The organism is Kiloniella litopenaei, from assembly GCF_000982415.1.
GTDB classification, from domain to species: Bacteria; Pseudomonadota; Alphaproteobacteria; order Kiloniellales; family Kiloniellaceae; genus Kiloniella; species Kiloniella litopenaei.
The window spans coordinates 35,120-57,350 of record NZ_LANI01000020.1; the positions used below are offsets into that span (position 1 = coordinate 35,120).

24 protein-coding genes are annotated in these 22,231 nt (G+C 45.8%); 12 read left to right on the forward strand and 12 right to left on the reverse strand.

Annotated elements, in window-relative coordinates:
- Positions 1-10 precede the first annotated feature (10 nt).
- Positions 11-1,471, forward strand: coding sequence for an Hsp70 family protein (locus tag WH95_RS13610; protein ID WP_052742026.1), 1,461 nt, complete (start codon positions 11-13; stop codon positions 1,469-1,471).
- A gap of 168 nt (positions 1,472-1,639) precedes the next feature.
- On the opposite strand, the gene rpsU is transcribed toward WH95_RS13610, so the two are convergent.
- Positions 1,640-1,843, reverse strand: coding sequence for a 30S ribosomal protein S21 (rpsU, locus tag WH95_RS13615; protein ID WP_046508209.1), 204 nt, complete (start codon positions 1,841-1,843; stop codon positions 1,640-1,642).
- A gap of 278 nt (positions 1,844-2,121) precedes the next feature.
- On the opposite strand from rpsU, the gene WH95_RS13620 reads away from it, so the two are divergent.
- Positions 2,122-2,679: a peptide deformylase gene (locus WH95_RS13620; protein WP_046508210.1), complete on the forward strand. Its 558-nt coding sequence runs from the start codon at positions 2,122-2,124 to the stop codon at positions 2,677-2,679.
- A gap of 34 nt (positions 2,680-2,713) precedes the next feature.
- Positions 2,714-3,352 carry a COQ9 family protein gene (locus WH95_RS13625; RefSeq protein WP_046508211.1) on the forward strand — a complete coding sequence of 213 codons (639 nt, stop codon included), beginning with the start codon at positions 2,714-2,716 and terminating at the stop codon, positions 3,350-3,352.
- 24 nt (positions 3,353-3,376) lie between these two features.
- On the opposite strand, the gene WH95_RS13630 is transcribed toward WH95_RS13625, so the two are convergent.
- From WH95_RS13630 to purE, 3 genes are read right to left on the reverse strand one after another with little or no spacing between them, the layout of a single operon-like run.
- A complete protein-coding gene (locus WH95_RS13630; RefSeq protein ID WP_046508212.1) occupies positions 3,377-4,231 on the reverse strand; it encodes an Nmad3 family putative nucleotide modification protein in 855 nt (284 codons plus the stop codon).
- A gap of 16 nt (positions 4,232-4,247) precedes the next feature.
- Positions 4,248-5,348: a 5-(carboxyamino)imidazole ribonucleotide synthase gene (locus WH95_RS13635; RefSeq protein ID WP_046508213.1), complete on the reverse strand. Its 1,101-nt coding sequence runs from the start codon at positions 5,346-5,348 to the stop codon at positions 4,248-4,250.
- A gap of 54 nt (positions 5,349-5,402) precedes the next feature.
- On the reverse strand, positions 5,403-5,900 hold the full coding sequence (gene purE, locus WH95_RS13640) for a 5-(carboxyamino)imidazole ribonucleotide mutase (protein ID WP_046508214.1): 498 nt from the start codon (positions 5,898-5,900) through the stop codon (positions 5,403-5,405).
- A 258-nt stretch (positions 5,901-6,158) separates the two neighbouring features.
- On the opposite strand from purE, the gene WH95_RS13645 reads away from it, so the two are divergent.
- A complete protein-coding gene (locus tag WH95_RS13645; RefSeq protein ID WP_046508215.1) occupies positions 6,159-6,917 on the forward strand; it encodes a GGDEF domain-containing protein in 759 nt (252 codons plus the stop codon).
- A 51-nt stretch (positions 6,918-6,968) separates the two neighbouring features.
- Here WH95_RS13645 and WH95_RS13650 read toward each other — a convergent pair whose 3' ends face one another.
- Positions 6,969-7,184, reverse strand: a complete 216-nt coding sequence (locus WH95_RS13650) for a YdcH family protein (protein ID WP_046508216.1) — start codon at positions 7,182-7,184, stop codon at positions 6,969-6,971.
- Between the two features lie 215 nt (positions 7,185-7,399).
- On the opposite strand from WH95_RS13650, the gene WH95_RS13655 reads away from it, so the two are divergent.
- The gene (locus WH95_RS13655) at positions 7,400-7,945 is read left to right on the forward strand and encodes a TIGR02444 family protein (RefSeq protein ID WP_052742027.1); all 546 of its coding nucleotides are present in this window, start codon (positions 7,400-7,402) and stop codon (positions 7,943-7,945) included.
- Positions 7,946-8,077: 132 nt separating this feature from the next.
- Here WH95_RS13655 and WH95_RS13660 read toward each other — a convergent pair whose 3' ends face one another.
- A complete protein-coding gene (locus WH95_RS13660) occupies positions 8,078-8,665 on the reverse strand; it encodes a UbiX family flavin prenyltransferase (RefSeq protein ID WP_046508217.1) in 588 nt (195 codons plus the stop codon).
- A gap of 388 nt (positions 8,666-9,053) precedes the next feature.
- On the opposite strand from WH95_RS13660, the gene WH95_RS21000 reads away from it, so the two are divergent.
- Both WH95_RS21000 and WH95_RS13665 read left to right on the forward strand, forming a co-directional pair.
- Positions 9,054-9,224, forward strand: a complete 171-nt coding sequence (locus WH95_RS21000) for a YdcH family protein (RefSeq protein ID WP_082114153.1) — start codon at positions 9,054-9,056, stop codon at positions 9,222-9,224.
- A 271-nt stretch (positions 9,225-9,495) separates the two neighbouring features.
- Positions 9,496-11,394 carry a propionyl-CoA synthetase gene (locus WH95_RS13665; protein ID WP_046508218.1) on the forward strand — a complete coding sequence of 633 codons (1,899 nt, stop codon included), beginning with the start codon at positions 9,496-9,498 and terminating at the stop codon, positions 11,392-11,394.
- A 91-nt stretch (positions 11,395-11,485) separates the two neighbouring features.
- On the opposite strand, the gene WH95_RS13670 is transcribed toward WH95_RS13665, so the two are convergent.
- On the reverse strand, positions 11,486-12,139 hold the full coding sequence (locus tag WH95_RS13670) for a DUF1013 domain-containing protein (protein ID WP_046508219.1): 654 nt from the start codon (positions 12,137-12,139) through the stop codon (positions 11,486-11,488).
- 145 nt (positions 12,140-12,284) lie between these two features.
- Entirely contained in the window at positions 12,285-13,268 is a 984-nt protein-coding gene (locus tag WH95_RS13675; RefSeq protein ID WP_046508220.1) for an NAD(P)H-quinone oxidoreductase, read from the reverse strand.
- 141 nt (positions 13,269-13,409) lie between these two features.
- Here WH95_RS13675 and WH95_RS13680 point away from each other — a divergent pair, with 141 nt between their 5' ends.
- The 3 genes from WH95_RS13680 to WH95_RS13690 are packed head-to-tail and all read left to right on the forward strand — an operon-like array spanning position 13,410 to position 15,435.
- Positions 13,410-13,592 carry a DUF1192 domain-containing protein gene (locus WH95_RS13680; protein WP_046508221.1) on the forward strand — a complete coding sequence of 61 codons (183 nt, stop codon included), beginning with the start codon at positions 13,410-13,412 and terminating at the stop codon, positions 13,590-13,592.
- A gap of 59 nt (positions 13,593-13,651) precedes the next feature.
- On the forward strand, positions 13,652-14,611 hold the full coding sequence (locus WH95_RS13685; RefSeq protein ID WP_046508222.1) for an AEC family transporter: 960 nt from the start codon (positions 13,652-13,654) through the stop codon (positions 14,609-14,611).
- Between the two features lie 35 nt (positions 14,612-14,646).
- On the forward strand, positions 14,647-15,435 hold the full coding sequence (locus WH95_RS13690; protein ID WP_046508223.1) for a 3-hydroxybutyrate dehydrogenase: 789 nt from the start codon (positions 14,647-14,649) through the stop codon (positions 15,433-15,435).
- 561 nt (positions 15,436-15,996) lie between these two features.
- Here the strand turns inward: WH95_RS13690 and WH95_RS13700 are convergent.
- Positions 15,997-16,458, reverse strand: coding sequence for an Hsp20 family protein (locus WH95_RS13700; RefSeq protein ID WP_046508227.1), 462 nt, complete (start codon positions 16,456-16,458; stop codon positions 15,997-15,999).
- A 353-nt stretch (positions 16,459-16,811) separates the two neighbouring features.
- Between WH95_RS13700 and WH95_RS13705 the strand changes: the two genes are divergently transcribed.
- Complete coding sequence (locus WH95_RS13705) at positions 16,812-17,219, forward strand: DUF1465 family protein (protein WP_046508228.1); 408 nt, start codon at positions 16,812-16,814, stop codon at positions 17,217-17,219.
- Positions 17,220-17,253: 34 nt separating this feature from the next.
- Here WH95_RS13705 and rpmE read toward each other — a convergent pair whose 3' ends face one another.
- Complete coding sequence (gene rpmE / locus WH95_RS13710) at positions 17,254-17,478, reverse strand: 50S ribosomal protein L31 (protein ID WP_046508232.1); 225 nt, start codon at positions 17,476-17,478, stop codon at positions 17,254-17,256.
- 226 nt (positions 17,479-17,704) lie between these two features.
- On the opposite strand from rpmE, the gene WH95_RS13715 reads away from it, so the two are divergent.
- Positions 17,705-19,537, forward strand: coding sequence for an ABC transporter transmembrane domain-containing protein (locus WH95_RS13715; RefSeq protein WP_046508234.1), 1,833 nt, complete (start codon positions 17,705-17,707; stop codon positions 19,535-19,537).
- A gap of 106 nt (positions 19,538-19,643) precedes the next feature.
- On the opposite strand, the gene WH95_RS13720 is transcribed toward WH95_RS13715, so the two are convergent.
- Together WH95_RS13720 and WH95_RS13725 are read right to left on the reverse strand one after the other, a co-directional pair.
- A complete protein-coding gene (locus WH95_RS13720; protein ID WP_046508236.1) occupies positions 19,644-20,966 on the reverse strand; it encodes a peptidoglycan -binding protein in 1,323 nt (440 codons plus the stop codon).
- A gap of 6 nt (positions 20,967-20,972) precedes the next feature.
- Positions 20,973-22,133 (reverse strand): hypothetical protein, encoded by a 1,161-nt coding sequence (locus WH95_RS13725; protein ID WP_046508237.1) that lies wholly within the window; start codon positions 22,131-22,133, stop codon positions 20,973-20,975.
- Positions 22,134-22,231: the final 98 nt, after the last annotated feature.

Here is a 22,231-nt window from a genome sequence, read left to right on the forward strand (position 1 = left end):
GCATCTTCGGGTGCCCTTTTTGTTTGGCGAATATGAGCTGGACTTCGAAAAAATAAATCGCAAGTATCAAGGGTTTTACAAATTATTGCTTGATACTCGGCTTGAAAAGGATCATGTATCCGGTCCCCTTTTTCCAATCTATATCAACCTGTATAAAGACGAGGATGAAGCCATGAGTAATGTCTCAATTGGTGTCGATTTCGGCACGACGAATACTGTGATTGCTTTGGCTGACCCAAAGGGAGCAGTTACGTCTGTAAAATTCAAGCACGATGATATCCTGCATGATGTTTATCGTAGCCTGCTTTGTTACGAGAAGCATAGTCCGGCTAAAAACTCCCGCGTGGATGTGGCTGGTGGCCCCTGGGCACTGGAGCAATATCTAACTGCCCGCGGTGAAGTCCGTTTTCTACAGTCTTTCAAAAGTCATATTGCCAGTAAGCTGTTTCAGGAAACGCAGATCTTTTCCAAGCGTTTCACGTTGCAAGATATTATGGCTGATTTCTTCAAGCAGTTTGTATCTGACGCCGGAGATCAAATCCCAGAAGATAAGACCACGGTTATTGCGGGACGCCCGATTGTTTATGCCGGGCATTCCCCGGACGAAGATCTGGCGCGCGAGCGTTATGATGCTGCCTATAAAAGTGTTGGTTTTTCAAATGTAAGTTACGTTTACGAACCTGTCGGCGCTGCGTATTACTACGCAAAAAACATTGAGAAAGAAGCAACTATTCTGGTTGCTGATTTTGGCGGTGGAACAAGCGATTTCTCTCTCATCAAGTTTGAGCGTGCAGGTTCAACTCTGCGATCAACACCGTTGGGTTATGCAGGTGTTGGAATTGCCGGCGATACATTTGATAGTCGTTTGATTGATCATGTTGTTTCGCCCTCACTAGGTAAAGGCAGCGGATATTATTCTTTGGATCGTAAGATCCTGGATATGCCCAATAGTTTTTATAATCGTTTTTCCAAATGGCACGAACTTGGGGTGCTGAAAAGTCCAACAACTTTACGCGAATTACGTGAACTAAAATCAGTGGCGGTTCATCCGGAAATGATCGAAGCCTTTATTGATGTGGTGGATAATGATTGGAGCATGGATATTTATGATGCCATTTCCAAGGCAAAGATAGCTCTAACTCAACGTGATGAAACTGATTTCTCAGTTCACTTCAGTGACAAGAAGATTGAGAAAAGGATTTGTCGGCAAGATTTTGAAAGCTGGATTGCAAAGGATCTGGCTGTGATTGAGAAAAAGGTCGATAGCCTGCTTCGCGAAAGCAAAATTCCACTGTCCCAAATTGATAAAGTCTTTATGACGGGGGGGACATCTTATGTTCCGGCTGTGCAGGGGCTTTTTGCCAAGTTGTTCGGTCAGGATAAATTGGCGAGTGGGAAACAACTTGAATCTGTGGCTTATGGTCTAGCACTGGTTGGGCAGGACCCTGACGCTCAAAGCTGGGCTGTTTAGATCGTGATTGCTTATGCTTAAGGTGAGGATCGGGTTGCCGAGTAGATAGATATCGGAATTTATTTTAGACGCAAAACGGGCCGCCGTCTGAGTTAGAGGGCAGCCCGTCCTTCTTCCTAGAGGAAGATATCTCGCCTTAAGCGACGTTCAACGAACGCCGACCAGACTTTAATAGCCTTCACGTTCCATACGCTTGCGAAGAAGTTTGCGATAGCGACGAACTGCTTCGGCACCCTCGCGCTTTCTGCGCTCACATGGTTTTTCGAAGTGACGACGCAACTTCATTTCACGGAAGACACCTTCGCGTTGCAGCTTTTTCTTAAGCGCGCGAAGAGCCTGATCAACATTATTATCACGAACGTGTACTTGCACGGGCGATCAGCTCCTTTCTAACGTCAGTCCATAATTGGTCTGACAGAGTTTTCTCGGTTACCCGAGTTGAACACATAAAGAACATCCGCTGCACCGACGGCACAGCAGGTTCATGGCAGTACCTATCACAGCCTTTTACGAATGTGAAGGAAAGAATAGAGAGGTATCGAGATTCTTTTTCCCAATATTTCTGCGCCTTTGAGCCGTAATGTGATAATTTGAACCACAATCAGGTGTTTTGTTTTGACCCTGCCTAAGCAGAGTTCCATAGTATAAACATGACCTTACTAAAGATATCAAAAATGGGGCATCCTGTTTTACGCCAGGTTGCATCGCCTGTTCCTGATCCGACGATGCCGGAAATTCGCGCGCTGGTCGAAAACATGGTTGAGACCATGAAAGAGGTTGGTGGTACAGGTATCGCTGCCCCACAGGTTTTCGAGTCGAAACGCATTTTTACCTTCTTTGTGTCGGAAGAACGTGCCAAAGCAGAGGCGGAACGGCTAGGGATTTCATTAGAGGGTGAGGTAGGGGTGCCTTTGACGGTTCTGGTGAACCCGGAAATCGATTTTATTGGTGATCAAATAGATGAAGGTTGGGAAGGCTGTCTGTCTATTCCCGGATTGATGGGGAAAGTGCCTCGCCATCGATCAATTCGCTATCGTGGTTCAGGGCTTGATGGTAAGCTTATAGAGCGTGAGGCCTCGGGATTTCATGCGCGTGTTGTTCAGCATGAATATGACCATTTGGATGGTATTCTCTACCCTGAACGAATGAAGGATATTAAATCGCTTATTTTTTCGTCAGAGATCGGGTATCAACAGCCTAATGAATAAAGCCATATAATCTGGAAGTTTAGAGGGTCGTACTATGAGCGAAGCAAAAAAAGCCCAGCTGTTAAAAGCTCTGTTATCTATTGTTCCTTTCGAGGGGTGGAGTGAATCTGCTCTGACAGAAGCTGGGGCCAGTTGCGATCTTTCTTCACAAGATATTTCCATTCTCTTTCCAAGGGGTGTTACCGATGTGTTGCGGTTTTATAACCAGCAACTTGATCACAAGGTGATGGAAACGCTGGAAAAAAACGGTTTGGCGGACATGAAAGTGCGTGATCGGATTACCCTGGCTGTGCGAACCAAACTGGAACTGATGACGCCGGATCGCGAAGCCATTCGCAAGGGCGTGAGCTTTTTCACAATGCCGCTAAAGGCAAGCGAGGGAATGCATAACGTATATGACACAGTTGATGCCATGTGGTTGGCTGCGGGAGATACGTCCACGGACTATAACTTCTATAGCAAGCGGTTGTTGCTAGCGGGTGTCTATAGTTCGACCCTTTTGTTCTGGTTAGATGATAGTTCTGAAAATTTTGAAAAAACCTGGGCCTTCCTTGATCGGCGTATTGCCGAGGTACTCAAAATCGGGGGGACATTAGGAAAAACCATCGGCAAAATAAGTGCGTTGGCCAATAAATTTCAGACCTGTTCTCCTTTTGCCAAAAAGAACCTTTAGAAAAACTACGTACTTTTTCTTGGTTTATTCAGAAATTTGATCGCAAAATAATTTTTTGAGCCAGCGATTGGCTGACTGATTACGCCCTTGTGTATTGATGACAAACTCTTGGCCTTTAGGAGCTGATTTCACTTTCCAGCCTTTGGGGGTTGCTGCCCACTTGTCTGTTTTCAGGTGGTAAGAGAGCGCCGGTGTCGGATCGGCAAACCATTTAGGTAAGTGCCAGATAGATCGTGTAGAACAAGCAGCCGTCAAAATTCTATCGTCATTTATTTGAGAGAAAATCCCGCCGCCTGGAATATTCAGTTCCTGCGTGCCGATTTTAAGATTATCTCTGGCGATATAGAGAGTATTGTTTACCCCGAAAGAATGGGTGAGATGAGGGTGATCGGCATAGGCTGGATAGTGTTTTGCAGCCGTATGAATATCGGTGCCGATATTGATTACTTCCTGAATTTGTAACCAGCCATAGATTACGTGTAGATCTGGCTCTTTGGGTAAGGGATGAAGCTTTTCATCGACACGTCTGAACCAACCAAAGAATAGAAATAGATCCCCGACAGTAACACCTTGATTGCTTAAATGTTGCTGAGCCGCGCCATATTGTCCAAAACAACAGTTCCAATCGGGATGGCGAGGAAGACTGTCGGGATAAATATCCGGGTCCAAGTGGGTACTGTCATTTGGGGAAATTTTTTTGTGTTTTAGCTGATCAATGATAGCCCCGAGATGTCCGATCGGGGAGGCAATATCTTGATAGGTTTTGGGGCCCATGGGGTGGGGGATCGGCAGAGAAAACATTTTGCCATTGGGCAGAATAGGACTTGGGCCACCACCATATTGGGCATCAAAGCCTTTTCTGCTCAGGATAATACGCATTTAAATGCAGTATCTATCAATTCCGCGGTATTATACGGGTAAAGTGCCCCATTTTCCTGCCGGGTTTAGCTTCGTCCTTGCCATAAAGATGTAACTTGGTTGCTGGATCAGAGAGTATCTCTTCCCACTTTTCGACGTCATCACCCAACAGGTTTGTCATAACCGCATCAGAATGGCGGAAAACGGAACCCAAATTTACGCCTGCGATCGAACGAATGAATTGTTCAAACTGGGATGTAACGCAGGCATCCATAGACCAATGGCCGGAGTTGTGTGGACGAGGGGCCATTTCGTTGACCAGAATTTCATCGTCTGTTGTGACAAACATTTCAACGGCCATCATACCGACGAGTTCCATCTCTTCGGCCATATGCCGTGCGAGAGCCTCTGCACGATCACTGATTTTTTGAGAAATACGTGCGGGTACGATTGTTTGATCCAGAATGTGATTCTTGTGGCGATTTTCTACGGGTATGTATGCTTGGCAGTCACCCTGAATGCTTCGCGCGACAATAACCGAAATTTCCATGCGGAAATCTACAAGGGCTTCGACAACAAGTTCTGCCTGTTCTAAGTTTGGAGCAACAGCATTCCAGGCATCCGTTAAATCAGTTTCTGCAGAAATAAAGGTTTGTCCTTTGCCATCGTAACCCATTTCTGTGGTTTTCAGAATACACGGACGCCCCATATCCCTGACAACACGGTCAAGCGACCCCGGATTTGTAACCTCCATATACCGTGTTGTCGGAACGTTGATAGAGTTACAGAAGTCTTTTTCGCGTAATCTGTTTTGGCAAATATGCAGTACGTTTGGCCCTGGATTTACAGGGACACGATCAATCAGGAACGCGGCTGTTTTTGCCGGAACGTTTTCAAATTCATAGGTAACGACATCAACGTGTTCTGCAAACGCAGCAAGCGCCTTTTCATCGTCATAAGCTGCGGTTGTCGTAAACCTGGAGACTTCGCTAGCGGGACTATCTGCTTCGGGGCAATAGATATGGCAATGATAGCCTAACTCAGCAGCTGCAGAGGCAGCCATTCGTCCAAGTTGTCCGCCACCTAGGATACCAATAATCGAACCTGGGGCGAGGGGGGCTGAAAGCGATTTGCTCATAATCGTTGTCTCCACGGATGTCCGTAAAACGTTGCCGAATAATAGATGTTTTAACTATAGGATATCAACTGGTTCAATCGCGACAGCATTACTTTGTTTTTGACGCCAACTATCTAGAGCTTTCGCAATGTTTTCATCTTGTAGCGCCAGTACTGAACCGGACAAGAGGGCGGCATTAATCGCACCGGCCTTGCCAATCGCCAGTGTCCCGACGGGAACGCCACCCGGCATCTGAACAATAGAAAGCAGGCTGTCTTGTCCCTTTAGACTTTTGCTTTCGATGGGAACGCCAAATACAGGTAAGGGGGTCATGGCAGCTGCCATACCTGGTAAATGAGCAGCGCCACCTGCCCCAGCAATGATAATATTCAAGCCCCTATCGCGTGCTGTTGTCGCGTATTCGACCAGGCGATCCGGCGTTCTGTGAGCGGATACAATACGTTTCTCGTAAGATATGCCTAGGGCTTCGAGGGTTTCGGCCGCATGCTTCATCGTAGGCCAATCAGACTGACTACCCATGATTATACCAACTTGCGGAGACTTCTCGGACATTGCTTTATCCTGGTTTTGCTGTGTATCGGAGCGCATTATTAAGACGTGTGATAAAAGAAGGCAAGTAAAGAGAACACTAAGTTTTGACTGCGAATTGTTGTGAGAGGCTGTTTTTTAGTAACGTTATGTAAAATGATTCTATATAAAGTCCATAAAGTATTTATTTTTATGTCTTCTTGTTTGGTGAGATGACTTTAAAATAATTGATGTTCTGGCAGGAAGCCGGAATGAAAATAAAGCAAAGGGATTGCTTGTAGAATGAAGGTCCAAAGACCAACCGGTGGAACTGGCTCTGTGAGCAGTGTCGGGCGTGTTTCAGCCGCACCGACTGTAAAGCCTGCAAAAAAAGTCGACGAAGTGTCCGATGCGACAGCACCTGTAGATGTCGCCTCAATTGGGGGTATCCCCGAAGCTGAGTTCACGCCAAAAGTTCGGGCCGCGATCGAAAAGCTGATGAAAGAGGTGCAAGACGTTCGGCAAGAGCTAGATCAGGCAAAGAAAAGGGTCGATTATCTTGAGAAGCTTGCAGATCAGGATGTTTTAACGCCCGTTCTCAATCGCCGTGCTTTCGTTCGGGAACTTGATCGAATGATGGCTTATAGCGAACGCTATGAAGTTCCCGGAAGTGTTATTTACATTGATGTGAATGGCATGAAAGAGATTAACGACGGCTTGGGCCATGAAGCGGGGGATGAAGCAATAAAGCATGTGGCCTCTACTCTGCTCAGGAATGTACGTTCATCAGATATCGTTGGACGATTGGGCGGCGATGAGTTTGGGGTGATTTTACTGCAAGCGCCACCGGATATTGCCGCTGAAAAGGCACAGTTTTTATCTGGCGAAGTTGCCAAGACGCCCTTTGATTACGAGGGGAATTCGGTGAATGTTCATGTATCCCATGGTGTTCACAGCTTCCAGGGGGGAGATGCGGACGCAGCTCTCAAAGCGGCGGATATGGCAATGTACGAGCAGAAAAAGGCCAAGCAAGAAGTTTCAGGAGAAACGGACGCTTCTTAGGCATCGAATAAAATTAGCTTATGTTTTGAGATTTGTTGAGAGCGTAATGCTTTAGGCTATGATATCGGGTAACAGCTGACTTTCAATTCTGTTCATGCTGTCTTTGAGGTTAAGCTTTTTCTTTTTCAATCTTACGAGCTGTAATTGATCAAATGGGGCGTGTTCTTGCAGGCGGGCGATAACATCATCCATGTCTCGATGTTCCTGTTTAAGCCTTTCAAGTTCTTCGATTAGCTCTTTTCTACTACTGCCTGTTGAATTTTCCACGTGTCGGGGTCTCTTGAACTCACATTAACCAGAAGGAACTACTTATACTCTGACTTTAAAAATAAACATAGGTTTTGTGTAAGTTTTATTTCTATCGCGCCGGAAGTGGCAAGAAGAGACTGATTTGTTTTATTGCATAGCGTCATTTTGACAGCAGACAATGACGATTCGATAGTTTGTTCTTTATTCACAGTACGCTATAAGCTGTGGTGAAGATGTTTGATCAAAGCCAGTTGCCGATAAACCCTTTTTGGAACTTCTCTCTTGATGTCTATGGACAACAAGGGGTTGCCCCTGCCTGTCTGGTTTTACAGGAAAAATATGATCTGGACGTCAATCTATTGCTTTTTTGTTGCTGGGCCGGGTTCTGTGGGAAGCAACTGAACACGAAAGAGCTGTCCGGTTTGATATCTGGCATAGAAAAGTGGCGAGACCATGTGATCCAGCCATTGCGTGATATTCGAACATGGATGAAATCAGAAACAATTAATGGGTTTCGTCACACAGAAGGATTACGCAGTCTTGTTAAGGACTCGGAATTATGGGCTGAAGCTTTACAACAGAACTTCATGCACTTGCATATGACCTTGCGACCTGCGTTGCTACCTTCGTCTGAAATGGCAGCAAAAAACATGGTTCTCTATTTGGAACTATGTGAAGTTGATGCCATTGGAACAGCGGATTGCGCCGATTTAGCTGCAATTGTCCGCGGCGGTTTTCCCGAATTACCACCCTTGGAAGCCGTTTGGTTGTTTGAATAAATCAGCTCTTTTCGATCGGTAAATCCGGTAAAGCTCACAGCGATTTTTTATACAGAAGTAACAGCCTGACATTAAGTGCTGACACCCATGTATTTTGTGAGAGTGTAAGCAAGTCTGGTGATGCCAGAAGACTTAATGTGCTGGCCGTTTTTTACTGTTTTCATCCCAACGGTTCATGCCGGGTATTTCTATATCAAACAGATCAAGAATTCTGCCCAAACTATAATCTACCATTTCGTTCAGATTATTCGGCTTGGCATAAAAAGCCGGGACAGGGGGGGCAATGATCGCCCCCAGTTCTGAAAGGTTAACCATTGTTCGTAGGTGTCCGGTATGAAGCGGGGTTTCCCGAACCATTAAAACCAGTTTTCGACGTTCTTTTAGAATTACATCTGCTGAGCGAGTCAAGAGACTCGAGGTAACACCGCTTGATATCTCTGACATGGTTCTAATGGAACAAGGGGCAATGACCATGCCGAGAGTCCGGTAAGAGCCGCTGGAAAGGCAGGCGGCGATGTCTTTGACATTATGGCTTACATCAGCAAGGTTTTTAACATCTGAAACTTTGAGGTTACTTTCGTAAGTCAATGTGATTTCAGCAGAATTACTCATGATCAGATGAGTTTCAATGTCAGTAGGACGTAAAATTTCCAACAGGCGAATGCCATAGGTGACACCACTTGCACCGCTTATTCCGACAATAATTCTCTTCTTGGTCATAGGTAATTATCTTTCATAAATATGATAAAAAAATGAAATATATGTTGTCAGACCCTTGGCAAGTTCGTCTGACAGGTCTAGCATATATGCACGCTGTCTTCTCAACAATGTTGTGGGTTTGGGTTGGTACGAAAAATACAAGATAATTGCGGTTGGGACGCTTTGGAAATATCCCATATCGTTAAGCCTAATAATGGGCCTGCTGTCTTGGTTTTGCCATTTCAAACACGATCAGTACTTCCTAACAATTTTTCAGGTATTGGAACGGAGATTTTTCATTAGAATTTCCGGTGCAATAACGATTCTTGAGAAAAGTATTTGAAGTCATGATTCGCGACATTAAGTGTGATTGGTAGCAATTGAAACTTAGTATTAAAGGGAGACGAATATGGCCACTGCCGAACGCATCGAGTCCTTGCGTACAAAACACGGTACTTTAGAGAGCGCTATTGATCAGGAGAGTATGCGCCCCCATCCCGATGAATCCCTATTGATGTCACTTAAAAAGCAAAAGCTTCGCGTTAAAGACGAAATGCAAATGTTAAGTGATCCCCACTAAAACCCCCTAGAAAATGCCTGGGTATATTGCATACCTGATGCTTGCATTTAGATAGATCAAAAACACTCGTTCGGTTTGTTCCGGGCGGGTGTTTTTTTTGTTATCCTGTTTGTGAGCATTTTGTAAAACAATTAAAGGTTTTGTAAAATAATTATCTAAAAGTGGGCTTCTGCTTATTGGGAAATTTGATCCTCTGGGCAATATGCAGCAAGCTATCCTGACCGGTCGGGGAGGCTGGATAAAAAATATATAATCATGTTGGGACAACATCATGGGTTTATTTGATGACGTGCAGGCGCGTTCTTTAGCAAAACCGGAAATATTTTGGGCTGAAGCTGCATCGGAAATTGATTGGTATAAACCATATACCAAAGTGCTGGATGGTTCAGATGCGCCATTTTATAGGTGGTTCAGCGGGGGGGAATTAAATACCTGTTATAACGCACTTGATCGGCACGTAGAACAGGGGCGTGGTGAACAGACTGCCTTGATCTACGATAGCCCCGTAACTGATACAAAAGAAAACATTACCTATTCTGATCTGTTAAAGCGCGTCGCCAAATTTGCAGGCTCTCTGGCTCAATTGGGTGTTGCCAAGGGCGATCGGGTTATTATCTACATGCCGATGATACCGGAAGCCGCCGTCGCTATGCTGGCCTGTGCTCGGCTTGGTGCCGTGCATTCCGTCGTGTTTGGCGGATTTGCAGCTAACGAGTTAGCAACACGAATTGACGACTGTAGTCCCAAGGTAATTGTTTCTGCTTCTTGCGGCATAGAAGTGAGTAAGGTTATTCCCTATAAGCCTTTACTTGATGAGGCGATAGATCTCTCAACCCACAAACCGGATCATTGTGTTATCTGGCAACGTCCGCAGATAGAAGCCTCTATGACAGCGGAGCGTGATGTTGATTGGGCAGAGATAGAGGGACAGGCATCAGCTGTGGATTGTGTTCCGGTCGCTGCGACTGATCCTCTTTATATTCTTTATACGTCGGGGACAACGGGGCAACCCAAAGGAATTGTTCGTGATAACGGTGGACATGCCGTTGCCCTGCATTGGTCGATGAAGAATATATATAATGTCGAGCCGGGTGAAGTCTTTTGGGGCGCATCTGATGTCGGCTGGGTTGTCGGGCATTCCTATATTGTCTATGGGCCGTTGATCTATGGTGCAACTTCGGTCATGTACGAGGGAAAACCCGTTGGGACACCCGATCCGGGTGCTTTTTGGCGCGTTATTTCTGAACACAATGTTTCTGTTCTCTTTACCGCGCCCACAGCCTTTCGGGCAATCAGGCAACAGGATCCCGATGCAAGTTATCTGGATAAATATGATTTGTCTTGCTTTAGAACATTATTCTTGGCCGGAGAGCGATGTGACCCTGATACATTGAACTGGGCACTTGATAAATTAAAAGTCCCCGTCATTGATCATTGGTGGCAAACGGAAACGGGGTGGCCGATTGCGTCAAACTGTTTGGGAATTGAGGAGCTACCAATTGTAGCAGGGTCACCAGCACGATCCGTTCCGGGGTGGGATGTACGCATTCTTGATGCTGATGATCATAGTGAAATGCCTGCCGGAGATATCGGGGCAATTGTTTGCAAGCTTCCATTGCCGCCTGGTACCTTTTCTACGCTTTGGAATGCCAAGGAACGGCATCGCCAAGCCTATCTAACTGGCTTTCCGGGTTACTATGAAACAGGGGATGCGGGCTATAAAGATGAAAATGGCTATATCTACGTTATGTCCCGGACGGATGATATCATTAATGTCGCGGGGCACCGTTTATCAACCGGCGCCATGGAAGAGGTACTCGCAGCACATGAGGATGTTGCGGAGTGTGCCGTTATTGGTGTTGCAGATAAGCTCAAAGGGCAGCTGCCATTAGGCTTTATGGTCTTAAAAGCAGGTGCGCAAAAATCCCATAGTGATGTCGTTGCAGAGGTTGTGCAGAAAGTCAGACATGATATCGGGCCAGTTGCGGCCTTCAAACTCGCCGTTGTTGTCGGGCGCTTGCCCAAGACGCGGTCAGGTAAAATCCTGCGCGCGACAATGCGAAAAATTGCCGATAGCGAAGATTTTAAAGTTCCGGCAACAATAGATGACCCGGTTATTCTGGATGAAATCAGAGTAGCACTTCAAAGCATTGGGTATGGAAACACGTAAAGCTTACGCATTTTGTGATCAATGATTTGTTTGTATTAGCATCAAAAAAAGGCCTCTTGGATAAGAGGCCTTTTTTAAAATCGTTTGCAGATTAATCTGTGGTCTTGAAAGCTTTTGTAAAGGCTTCGTACGGATCTTCCGGTACTTCTTCTTTCACTGGTGCTTCGACAACTTCTTCTTCCAATGGCTCTGGCTTTGGAATGATGCGGCCTGCTTTTTCTGCTTCTTTGATCGCTTTGTCGATTGTCGCGTTCAAATCAACCTGTTTACAAAGGCCAAGCAATACAGGATCACGGGGACGAATGTTGCTGATGTTCCAGTGAGATCTGTCCCGGATCGCTTGAATGGTTTTCTTTGTTGTCCCAATCAGCTTTGAAACATGGTTGTCCGTAAGTTCAGGATGATGACGAACCAACCATGCAATCCCGTCTGGCTTGTCCTGACGTTTTGCAATCGGGGTGTAACGTGGACCCTTTGTTCGTTTGGATGGTTGCGGCAAATCATCCTGCTGATAAAAACGCAGGGATTTTGAAGAATCCTTTTCGCAGCGTTCCAATTCCGCGCGCGTGATCTGAGAATTTGCAATGGGGTCCATTCCCCGAATACCTACAGCGACTTCACCATCGGCAATTCCTTGCACTTCCAGCGTGTGAAGTTGACAGAATTCAGCAATCTGCTCAAAGGTGAGCGATGTGTTCTCGACCAACCAAACGGCGGTCGCTTTTGGCATTAGTGGTTGAGACATTGGTTCTCCTAATCGTGCCGTCGGCTAATGGTCCTTCGGCTACGGTAATACGTATCCAACGGGTGGCTTACCCCGAATATACCGCGAGGCCAAGCAGTAAATAAAGGACCGAGGTGTTTTTTTTGTTAATTAGCTGGCTTTGGGGCTATTTTTCAAGTTTTAAAACGATTTTTCCAATATGTTTGGATGATTCCATTAATTTATGAGCATCTGCCGCTTCGTTCAGGGGCAGGGTCTTATATATTAATGGTCCAAGCTTCCCATCTTCAATGAGCGGCCAGACTCTTTCTTTCAGGTTTTGGCTTATTTGTGCTTTGAATGCTCTGGAACGCGCACGAAGAGTGGACCCGGTAATCTTCAGGCGTTTTAGCATTACTGGCATGAAGTTTACGTTGGCCTGTGATCCTGAAAGAAAGGCAATAAAGCAAAGGCGGCCATCAGTGCCCAAGCAGGAAAGATCACGCTGAATATAGTCGCCGCCGACCATGTCGAGAACAACATCAACTCCCTTTCCTTCTGTGAATTTTTTAGATTCTTCAACAAAATCCTGAGATTTGTAATTGATTGCCAGGTCGGCTCCAAGTTCAAGACAGGCGTTGCACTTTTCATCACTTCCGGCTGTGGTAATAACGTTTGCACCAAAAGCTTTTGCCAGTTGAATGGCTGTTGTGCCGATACCTGATGTTCCCCCGTGGATCAGAATCGTTTCGCCGAGTTTCAACTCACATCGATCAAAAACATTACTCCAGACCGTAAAATAGGTTTCTGGAAGTGCTGCGGCTTCTTTTAGAGAGAGAGTTTTAGGAATAGGCAAACACTGCCCAACCGGGGCGGTACAATATTCGGCATATCCCCCGCCACCGACAAGCGCAAGAACCTGATCCCCTATTGCATATCCGGTGGTTTGAGACCCCATTTTGACGATTGTTCCTGAAATCTCAAGTCCTAGGATATCGGATTCTCCGGGGGGAGGTGGATAAAGCCCTTTGCGTTGAATGACGTCTGGACGATTTACACCGGCATAGCTAACTTTAATAAGGACTTCGTCTTGCGCTGGATCAGGAACGGGGCGTTGTACAGGTGCCAGTTGGTCTGCATCTCCATATTCCTTTATCTCGATTGCGGTCATTATTTGGGGAATAGTATGTTGTGCCACGGATTAACCCTGTCAGTTATATAATCGGTTGTTTCTCTTTTCGCGCTTCAGTCTAATATGTTGGAAAGACGATTGCCAGTGGGTGAGAGTTATAGGCGTAAGATAGGGGATGACATGGATATTGATGATCTTGAACCAAGAAAAGGCAAGCCACAGCTAAAGGATCTGGAGCCTATGGGGTTGGATGAACTACGAGAATACATTGCTGCATTAGAAGGCGAGATTGTTCGGGCACAGGCTGAAATTGATCGAAAAGAGAAACATCGCAAGGGGCTGGATGGCTTGTTCAAAGCCTGATTTCAGCTGCTAGAGAGTTTGCTGTGCTTGGGTAATAACGCCAGTGACGGGGGGGGATTTTGTTCATCAGTTTGGAAATTGTGCTACCAGTCTTTGCAATTATCCTGTTGGGATATATGGCAGGTAAAAGATTATGGGTTTCGTCTTCTGCCTTAAAAGGGGTGTCTTTTTTTGTGTACTATATGGCTATTCCGGCTCTTTTATTTCGGACAATGGCCCAGGGAAACTTGTCATCAGACATTGATTTCTCGCTGATCGGTACCTTTTATAGTGTCTCTCTTTCAATTTTTATAATCAGTGCCGTTTTAGGGCGCCTTTTTTATGGGCACGGCTTAAAAGAAGCTGCTGTGATGGCCATGGGGGCGACTTATGGCAATCTTTTGTTACTTGGGTTTCCTTTGGTGTATTCAGCTTTCGGTGATGAGGGCATGGTGCCATTGACGATGCTGATCGCTTTTCAGGCCCCGATACTTATGGCTCTGACGTCGATGTTGACTGAATATGATCTGTCGCGAGAAGGGGATGGCGGGAAAGGGGCTAAAACCATTTTACTTTCTTTGGCAAAAGCGATTTGGAGCAACCCTATTATTCTTGGGTTGATTGCAGGGGGAATTTATCAGCTTTCAGACTTTGAATTTGTTTCTGTGTTAGATCGTTTTACTGCTTTGCTAGGTGGAGCAGTCGTACCCTGTGCCCTTTTCTCCTTAGGTGTGTCCCTGACAGAGTTCAAATTAGCAGGCGATTTACGGCAAAGCTTTTTGATCGTGATCTTGAAAACAATTATCTATCCCTGTGTTGTCGCGATCCTTGTTTTCAACGTGATTGATGTTCCCCCGATGTGGGCTGCTGTTGCCGTTATCCTGGCGGCGCAACCGACTGGAGTGAACGTTTTTATCTTGGCGCAGCAATATGGTGTCTTTACGGCAAGGGCGGCGTCTGTCGTTCTGTCTTCTACGATTCTATCTGTTGTAACAGTCACTCTGTTGATCGCATACTATGTGAACGTCTTACCCAAGTAGTTATCATCAGTTTTTACGATACAGGAGAAATAAATATGCCGGGCCTTAAAGGGAAAGTGGCGGTTATAACAGGATCGACCAGCGGTATTGGCAAGGGCATTGCGGAATGCTTGGCCGCAGAAGGAGCTGATATTATGCTGAACGGTTTTGGGGATCGATCAGAAATTGCGGATCTGGAGAAAAAAATTGCTACTGAGTACGGCGTAAAAGTTACTTATTCAAGCGCGGACATGAGCCAGCCAAGTGAGATTGTCGGAATGATATCTGAAGCCCAAAAGAAACTTGGGAATGTTGATATTCTAGTGAATAATGCCGGCATTCAGCATGTCTCACCTGTGGATGAATTCCCCGAAGATCGTTGGGATTCTGTCATTGCAATTAATCTTTCGTCTGCCTTTCATTCAATCAAGGCGGCATTACCATTTATGAAAGACAAGGGGTGGGGGCGTATTATCAATGTCGCTTCAGCGCATGGTCTAACCGCATCGCCGAATAAATCTGCCTATGTTGCAGCAAAACACGGCGTGGTCGGCCTAACAAAAGCCGTTGCGTTAGAAGTGGCCACAAATGGTATTACTGTAAATGCCATTTGCCCGGGGTGGGTTCTAACGGATTTGGTTCGTGCTCAAATTGAGGCAAGAGCAAAAGAGAGTGGGCGAACTTTTGAGGATGAAAAACGGGCTCTTGTTTCGGAAAAAACACCATCACAGGATTTTTCTACGCCTGAACAAATCGGAAAACTTGCAGCTTTTCTATGTAGTGATGCTGCTAATCAAATGACTGGCGCCCCTTATTCTGTAGATGGTGGCTGGATGGCGCAATAATTTAGCAAGTCATTATTATCATTATTTATTCTCTATCCGGGGAAATACAATAAACAAGAGATTTGTTTTATTGTATTTCCCTTTAATTTTACCTCTTGAAAACCAAAAAATAGATCTTAAATCTTTAAGTGTAAGAACAAGATTTAGTTTGTTAACTATTTTTTAGTTCATTTCTTGTAATCTTGTAATGTCAAAAAAGGTTTTTTAGTTTTTTTATTACTAGTTGTCTTTTTTTTGATGCCTCCCTGTTGACTTGCCGCCGGTTTTTTACCGGCGGATTTTTTTGTTTAATACTTTGATATTATTTAAATAATTACTCATCTAAATAAAAAATAGCGTCTGAAAAAAGGCAAACTTTGTCGTAAAAATGTCAAAAAACAAAACAAGGTCTTGACGAGAGGCTCGAGTCTTCATAACCTCTTGCATAACAAAGGCAAGTTGACAGGGTGGACAAACAGACCAAACGACATAGATCGTAATGTCTGTTAGATATATTGCCAAAAAAAACAAAGGCCGAGCTTATGGAATTAAGCTCGGCCTTTGGCATTTCTAGGCTATGAATTATTTTTGATCTATTAGCTCAGGTTCTTTGGATGTCCCATTTGAAATTGGGATTGTTCTTGGCTTTTTTGATTCTGGAATTTCGCGTGCCAGTTCAATGACAAGTAACCCGTTTTCAAGGGTCGCCCCGGTTACTTTTATATGATCAGCTAAATCAAAGCTCTTCTCGAAAGATCTATTGGCGATCCCTCTGTGCAAGTAGGTAACTTGTTCGTCTTTATCACGTTCTTTTTTACCGGAAACATGAAGAGAGTTTTCTTTGATTGTGATTTCGAGTTCGTCTTGAGCAAACCCAGCAATAGCCATTGTTATGCGATAATCATGCTCTGCTATTTTCTCTATATTATAGGGGGGATAGCTGGAAGATGCAGTATCAGGTCTGGCTGATGCATCGAGCATGTTCATCATGCGGTCAAAACCGACAGTGGCGCGTAGTAATGGTGTAAGGTCACGATGGTGCATTGCGTGTTCTCCCTTTGAGCAACAAGCTTAACAGTTAGCCTACCTTCATGGTCAGGCCAGCGAATACTAAGAAGCCCTATTGGCACTTCTTGTAGTATTTGAGTTAAGTGTGGATATAATTATTTTCAAGATATATCCCTCAAAAAAATACATGGTTTGAAAAGAGATACTTTATTCTCAAAGCTATTGTTGAATATTTGGAGGTCTGGCCGGGGGAATGTTTTATCGAATCTAGGTCAAATAGAGTATGGAATTGATTTTACAGGCCAAGAATTTGTTAAGGCCCTTGTGCTAGATTGTAAAAAACTCTGCATGTATCTGTGTTTATCAGGGCGGTGATAATCAGGCTGTTTATGGTTACGTATCTGGATTCGACTTATCAGGAGGCATTGTCTCTGACAAAAGAGGCAAGAGATTATCTGGCAAACAGAGCCAGTAACCGTCATCCATGGTTAAAACCAGAAGACAGATTACAGATTTGTTGTGAAAGTATGCGTCTTACAACGCGTTTAACACAGGTCGTGGCCTGGCTTTTGATGCAACGGGCAGTTCTGAATGGCGAGGTTTCTCTGGATGAAGCCAGAAAACCAGACAATCGCATATCCGGTCAAGGTGTCTGCGAGCCGTCAGACAAATTGCCTGATGGTGCAGATCCGCGAATGGTCGACCTAATGGGGCGAAGCCATCAGCTGTACATGCGTGTGGCCCGTTTGGATTCTCAGTTGGATCGGGCGGATCGAGCAAAAAAAAAGGCTCCGTAAAACGGAACCTTTTTTAACATTTAAACAGTTTGGCTTAGTTCTTGATGCCAAAAGCTGCAAAACGCTTGTTGAACTTGGCAACCTGTCCGCCGGTATCAACCAAGCGGTGCTCGCCAGTCCAAGCTGGATGACTCTTAGGGTCAATATCAAGACGCATTACATCGCCTTCTTTGCCCCATGTAGAGCGTGTTTCGAATTCACTGCCATCAGTCATAACAACTTTGATGGTGTGGTATTCTGGATGAATATCTTTTTTCATAGTCCGTATCCCCTTAGGAAGCGGGGGCTATTTAACCGAACCTGTGCCAAGAGGCAAGTTAATTCCACGAATCGTGAAAAATTACCTGTCAGAGGCATAGGGTCGCATTGAAGCCGTTAATAAATTGTGGTTTCTCATACTGGAGTACAAAGGTCAATTCCGTTATTAGGTAAGTTATTATTTTTATGGGCACCAGAAATGGAGTCCTTGTGCAGGAAAGACAGGTATGAGCCGCAACAGTGAAAAGAATTTAGCTGTCACATCGAAAGAAGATGCGCCTAAAAGCAAAGAGTTAAAGCACCTATTGCTGCTATGGCAATTTGTCCGCCCGTACAAGCTTCAGGTCTGTGGCGCGATGCTTGCGCTTGTCATTGCCGCAGGAACAGTTCTTGGTCTTGGTAGAGGGCTTAGAGCCCTCATTGATCAGGGATTTTCCAGTGGTAATAGTGGACTTCTTGATCAAGCGGTCTTTGTTTTGTTCGGTGTCACAGTGCTTTTGGCATTGGCCAGCTATTCTCGTTATTTCCTGGTTTCGTGGATTGGCGAGCGGGTGGTTGCCGATATCCGTTCAGCCGTATTCGGGCACATCATTAAAATGTCGCCTGCCTTTTTCGAAGTCACTCGAAGTGGAGAGGTTCTTTCCAGACTGACAACGGATACAACGCTTTTACAGGTTGTCGTTGGATCATCCTTTTCCATCGCTCTTCGTAATTTACTGATGTTTTTTGGGGGATTGGTTCTTCTTATTATTACATCACCAAAATTAACGGGGTTTGTCGCGCTTGTTATTCCATTCGTTTTGATCCCGATTCTATTCTTCGGGCGTAAAGTGCGTGCGTTGAGCAAAGACAGTCAGGATCGAATTGCAGACGTTGGTGTCTATGCGGACGAGACAATCGGGGCGATTCGCACCGTACAGGCCTTTAGTCATGAAGATCTTGATCGTCAGTATTTTTCTAGTCGTGTTGAGGATGCTTTTTCGACAGCAGTAACCCGAATCCGGTTTCGCGCCCTGCTGACGGCGATCGTCATTGTTCTGGTTTTTGGTTCTATCAGCGCGATACTCTGGGTTGGCGGTCGTGATGTTCTGGCCGGACGTATAACAGCGGGGGAACTGTCTTCGTTTGTTTTCTATGCAATTGTGGTTGCGGGCTCTCTTGGGGCCTTTAGCGAAGTTATTGGTGATTTACAGCGCGCAGCAGGGGCAACTGAGAGATTGTTAAGTCTTTTGGCCCTTGAAACAGATATCGCTGCACCGGAAACACCAGTACCGTTGCCTGAGAAAATCAAAGGGGCTGTTTCTTTCTCCAATGTAAGCTTTAATTATCCATCCCGGCCGACGCAGTCGGCGATGACTGGTTTCACGGCGGATATTAAGGCAGGGGAGAAGGTGGCCATCGTAGGCCCGTCCGGCGCCGGAAAGACCACTGTCTTTCAACTATTACTCCGCTACTATGATGTGCAACAGGGTGTTGTGAAGATTGATGGTGTTGATCTTCCTGACTTTGACCCCGTTGAAATGCGCAAGCACATTGGTTTGGTTTCACAAGAACCTGTGGTGTTTTCGGCCACGGCTTACGAGAATATCCGCTATGGCCGTCCGGATGCCAGTCATGAAGAGATCGTCAATGCTGCCAAAGCTGCCTCAGCACATGATTTTCTGGAGAAGCTACCGGAAGGGTATGACACCTATCTCGGCGAAAAGGGTGTGCGTCTCTCTGGTGGACAGAGACAGCGTCTTGCTATTGCCCGTGCGATTTTGAGGGATCCCGAAATTTTACTTCTTGATGAAGCGACTTCTGCTTTGGATTCTCAAAGTGAAGTGGCTGTTCAAAAAGCTTTGGATAATCTTTTGGAAGGGCGGACGACATTGATGATTGCGCACCGCTTGGCGACTGTTCTAAAGGCCGATCGTATCCTGGTCATGGACGAGGGGCGAATAGTGGCAAGTGGGACGCACGCTGAATTGGTTAAGCAGGACGGTCTCTATGCGCGTTTGGCAGAGCTGCAGTTCGGTCAGGATATGGACGCTGAGTTAACGGTTCAGGCCGCAAGCTAAGCTTTCCTTTTTCCAGACGCGTTTTCTTGCTGTGGAAAATGTTCTTGTGACTTTAGGGGATTCTCCGCCAAAAGGTTATTAAGGGGTGACTTTTCTTAATAGCCTTTTAGCGTTGTGTCAGCTTGAGTTCGATACGGCGGTTACGTCTAAAGGCTATTTCATCACGGCTGCTATCCAGGGGCTGGAATTGGCCAAAGCCTGTCGCGGCCAGTCTGGACGCCGGTATGCCCTGAGTGATCAGGAATTTGACCACTGATATGGCTCTTGCTGTCGAAAGTTCCCAATTTGATGGGAATTCAGCCGTAGAGATTGGCTGTACATCAGTGTGGCCGTCTACCCGTAGAATCCAGTCGATATCATCGGGAATATTGGCTGAAAGCTCTTTGAGAGTGTTTGCCAATTGCCCTAACTGTTCCTGTCCGCCAGCCTCCAGCGTTGCTGAACCGCTGGAAAAAAGAACTTCGGATTGAAAGACAAAACGATCTCCTACAATCCGGATATCCTGTCGGTTTCCCAGAACTTCACGAAGCTTGCCAAAGAATTCAGATCTGTACCTTGCCAGCTGTTGCACTTTGGTTGCCAGGGCAACGTTAAGCCGCTTGCCAAGGTCGATAATCTGGGTTTCCTGTGCTGCGTTGATGGCTTCGGTGATTTCCAGTGTAGCTGATATATCCGAGAGCTGTTTGCGAAGCGCAGCAATTTGCTGGTTTAGCAATACAACTTCTGTTTGGGCTTCTTCTGTGAGTGCTTTTTGACCAGAGATATCAGTTTCAGCAGTTGCGAGCTTTTCCGTCAGATTATCACGGAGCTCTTTAAGTAAGGCGATTTCCGCGAGCTGGGTTTCGACCTTCTCTTTATCAGCTTCAATTACTTTATAAGCGTCTTCCAGTTCAGCATTCACCTTGGCGGATTCTGCGGATAATTTAGCTGCTGCTTGTTCCAATGCGGATAGCTGCTCTTCAAGACTCTTTTTATCATCCAGAAGCTTTTGTTTGTCGCTTTCTAGTTGATCATGGTTGTCTTGTAAGAGCGCTTGTGCACCTACAAGATCCTTGAGTTCCTTACTGACTGACAGTAATTCACCTTCCAGATTTTCCTTGTCTTCGGAAAGAGCAGCGAGCTGATTGGCAAGGCTGTCGCGTGAGGATATGGAACTTTGTAATTCGGTCGTAAGCTGTGTAACGCTGGAACGTAATCTGGTATTCGCTGACTTCTCCAACGAAAGTAATTCGGCAAGCTCGCTAATTTCTCTGTTCAGGTTCGACAGCGCTTTGTCTTTACCGCTTAGCGCATTGCTGAGGGTGAACTGGGCAACCATAAAGACCATGAGAACAAAAATGATTACAAGCAACAGTGTTGCCAAGGCGTCGACGAAACCAGGCCAGATGTTAATTGATCTTTTGCTGCTTCTGCGACTTGCCGAAAACATACGGGGTTATTCCCCTTCTGCCATAGCTGCCAATGTGCGTGTTAACAGTCGTATTTCGCTCCTGATTTCCTGTACAGAACTTTCTCTGCCATTGGTTATGTCACCCGCCAGCTGTTCAAGGCGCAGGTCCATACTTCGCAGATGTCCTTTAGACGCTTCGTCAATGCCTGAATTTGCAGAGCTTGATTGTTTTTGCGCCAACTGGCTCAGTATTGGTTTTAGCTGTGCCTGTGTCTCTGCAATGCTGAGCATGACACTTTGTTCTGCACGCATATGATCGGTTAGTGTCGACATGCGCTCTGTTAGGGTGACCAGGGACTGGTTTGCTCGTACCCGCTCTTCCTCGTCCCGAGACATCGTTCTCTCTAACTTTTCAAGGCTTTCAGCAGTCTGTTCCAGCAAAGCTGATATGTAGGCAGGAACGGATTGATCGCCCTCGGCACCCGGGCCACCACTGGACAGTTTGGTTATACCAGACAGCCATTCTTCCAGATGGTTCAGGAAACGGTTATGGGCCTGTCCGGCCTGTAGTTCCAAAAAGCCGAGTACAAGTGATCCGGCAAGTCCAAACAACGACGAACTAAAGGCTGTCCCCATGCCGGATAACGGCGTGGCCAAGCCGGATTTCAATTCATCAAACATGGAAGAGGGATCATCGGCTGTTGTGCTAAGGCCAGCGATGGTATCGCCGACAGCATTGACTGTTTCTAACAACCCCCAAAAAGTACCCAGAAGGCCCAGGAAAATCAGCAGGCCAATCAAGTACCTGGAAATATCATGGCTTTCTTCTATACGGCTTTGAATGCCATCAAGAAGGGTCCGCATGGAAAGCGTGGAAAGACTTAGTTTGCCTTTCTTTTCACCGATCATCGTTGCCATGGGGCCAAGAAGTCTTGGCTCTCTGACTTCATTCATAGAGCCAGCAAAGACCAGACCGCCTTCGGTTTCACGTTTAAGATGTTCGAGCCAAGCCAGTTCTGGGTTAAGTGATAGGACCTGTCTGAAGATGTATATAATTCCCAGAAAAAGAACGCCTAGAATCATACCGTTCATAACCGCATTGGCCATGAAAGCTTCGTGAAGACTTGGTGCAAGTGCTGCAACAGCGAGACTAACTATCCCTAAGAAAATCCCCATTCGGATAAGGTAGCGTGTTGGCCGTTTCATGCGTTAAGCGCCCTCTGGTGTTTAGAAACTCTTCTGCAGGCTACAGCTTTTATTAGGCAAAACTAAGACAGCTATTTCCCGTGACAGAGAGTCGGTCA

What these genes read in the sequence shown, in the direction of transcription:
- WH95_RS13620 (WP_046508210.1), top strand. Translation starts at nt 2,122, where the DNA reads ATGACCTTACTAAAGATATCAAAAATGGGGCATCCTGTTTTACGCCAG.
- WH95_RS13625 (WP_046508211.1), top strand. Translation starts at nt 2,714, where the DNA reads ATGAGCGAAGCAAAAAAAGCCCAGCTGTTAAAAGCTCTGTTATCTATT.
- WH95_RS13630 (WP_046508212.1), bottom strand. Translation starts at nt 4,231, where the DNA reads ATGCGTATTATCCTGAGCAGAAAAGGCTTTGATGCCCAATATGGTGGT.
- WH95_RS13635 (WP_046508213.1), bottom strand. Translation starts at nt 5,348, where the DNA reads ATGAGCAAATCGCTTTCAGCCCCCCTCGCCCCAGGTTCGATTATTGGT.
- purE (WP_046508214.1), bottom strand. Translation starts at nt 5,900, where the DNA reads ATGTCCGAGAAGTCTCCGCAAGTTGGTATAATCATGGGTAGTCAGTCT.
- WH95_RS13645 (WP_046508215.1), top strand. Translation starts at nt 6,159, where the DNA reads ATGAAGGTCCAAAGACCAACCGGTGGAACTGGCTCTGTGAGCAGTGTC.
- WH95_RS13655 (WP_052742027.1), top strand. Translation starts at nt 7,400, where the DNA reads ATGTTTGATCAAAGCCAGTTGCCGATAAACCCTTTTTGGAACTTCTCT.
- WH95_RS13660 (WP_046508217.1), bottom strand. Translation starts at nt 8,665, where the DNA reads ATGACCAAGAAGAGAATTATTGTCGGAATAAGCGGTGCAAGTGGTGTC.
- WH95_RS21000 (WP_082114153.1), top strand. Translation starts at nt 9,054, where the DNA reads ATGGCCACTGCCGAACGCATCGAGTCCTTGCGTACAAAACACGGTACT.
- WH95_RS13665 (WP_046508218.1), top strand. Translation starts at nt 9,496, where the DNA reads ATGGGTTTATTTGATGACGTGCAGGCGCGTTCTTTAGCAAAACCGGAA.
- WH95_RS13670 (WP_046508219.1), bottom strand. Translation starts at nt 12,139, where the DNA reads ATGTCTCAACCACTAATGCCAAAAGCGACCGCCGTTTGGTTGGTCGAG.
- WH95_RS13675 (WP_046508220.1), bottom strand. Translation starts at nt 13,268, where the DNA reads ATGACCGCAATCGAGATAAAGGAATATGGAGATGCAGACCAACTGGCA.
- WH95_RS13680 (WP_046508221.1), top strand. Translation starts at nt 13,410, where the DNA reads ATGGATATTGATGATCTTGAACCAAGAAAAGGCAAGCCACAGCTAAAG.
- WH95_RS13690 (WP_046508223.1), top strand. Translation starts at nt 14,647, where the DNA reads ATGCCGGGCCTTAAAGGGAAAGTGGCGGTTATAACAGGATCGACCAGC.
- WH95_RS13700 (WP_046508227.1), bottom strand. Translation starts at nt 16,458, where the DNA reads ATGCACCATCGTGACCTTACACCATTACTACGCGCCACTGTCGGTTTT.
- WH95_RS13705 (WP_046508228.1), top strand. Translation starts at nt 16,812, where the DNA reads ATGGTTACGTATCTGGATTCGACTTATCAGGAGGCATTGTCTCTGACA.
- rpmE (WP_046508232.1), bottom strand. Translation starts at nt 17,478, where the DNA reads ATGAAAAAAGATATTCATCCAGAATACCACACCATCAAAGTTGTTATG.
- WH95_RS13715 (WP_046508234.1), top strand. Translation starts at nt 17,705, where the DNA reads ATGAGCCGCAACAGTGAAAAGAATTTAGCTGTCACATCGAAAGAAGAT.
- WH95_RS13720 (WP_046508236.1), bottom strand. Translation starts at nt 20,966, where the DNA reads ATGTTTTCGGCAAGTCGCAGAAGCAGCAAAAGATCAATTAACATCTGG.
- WH95_RS13725 (WP_046508237.1), bottom strand. Translation starts at nt 22,133, where the DNA reads ATGAAACGGCCAACACGCTACCTTATCCGAATGGGGATTTTCTTAGGG.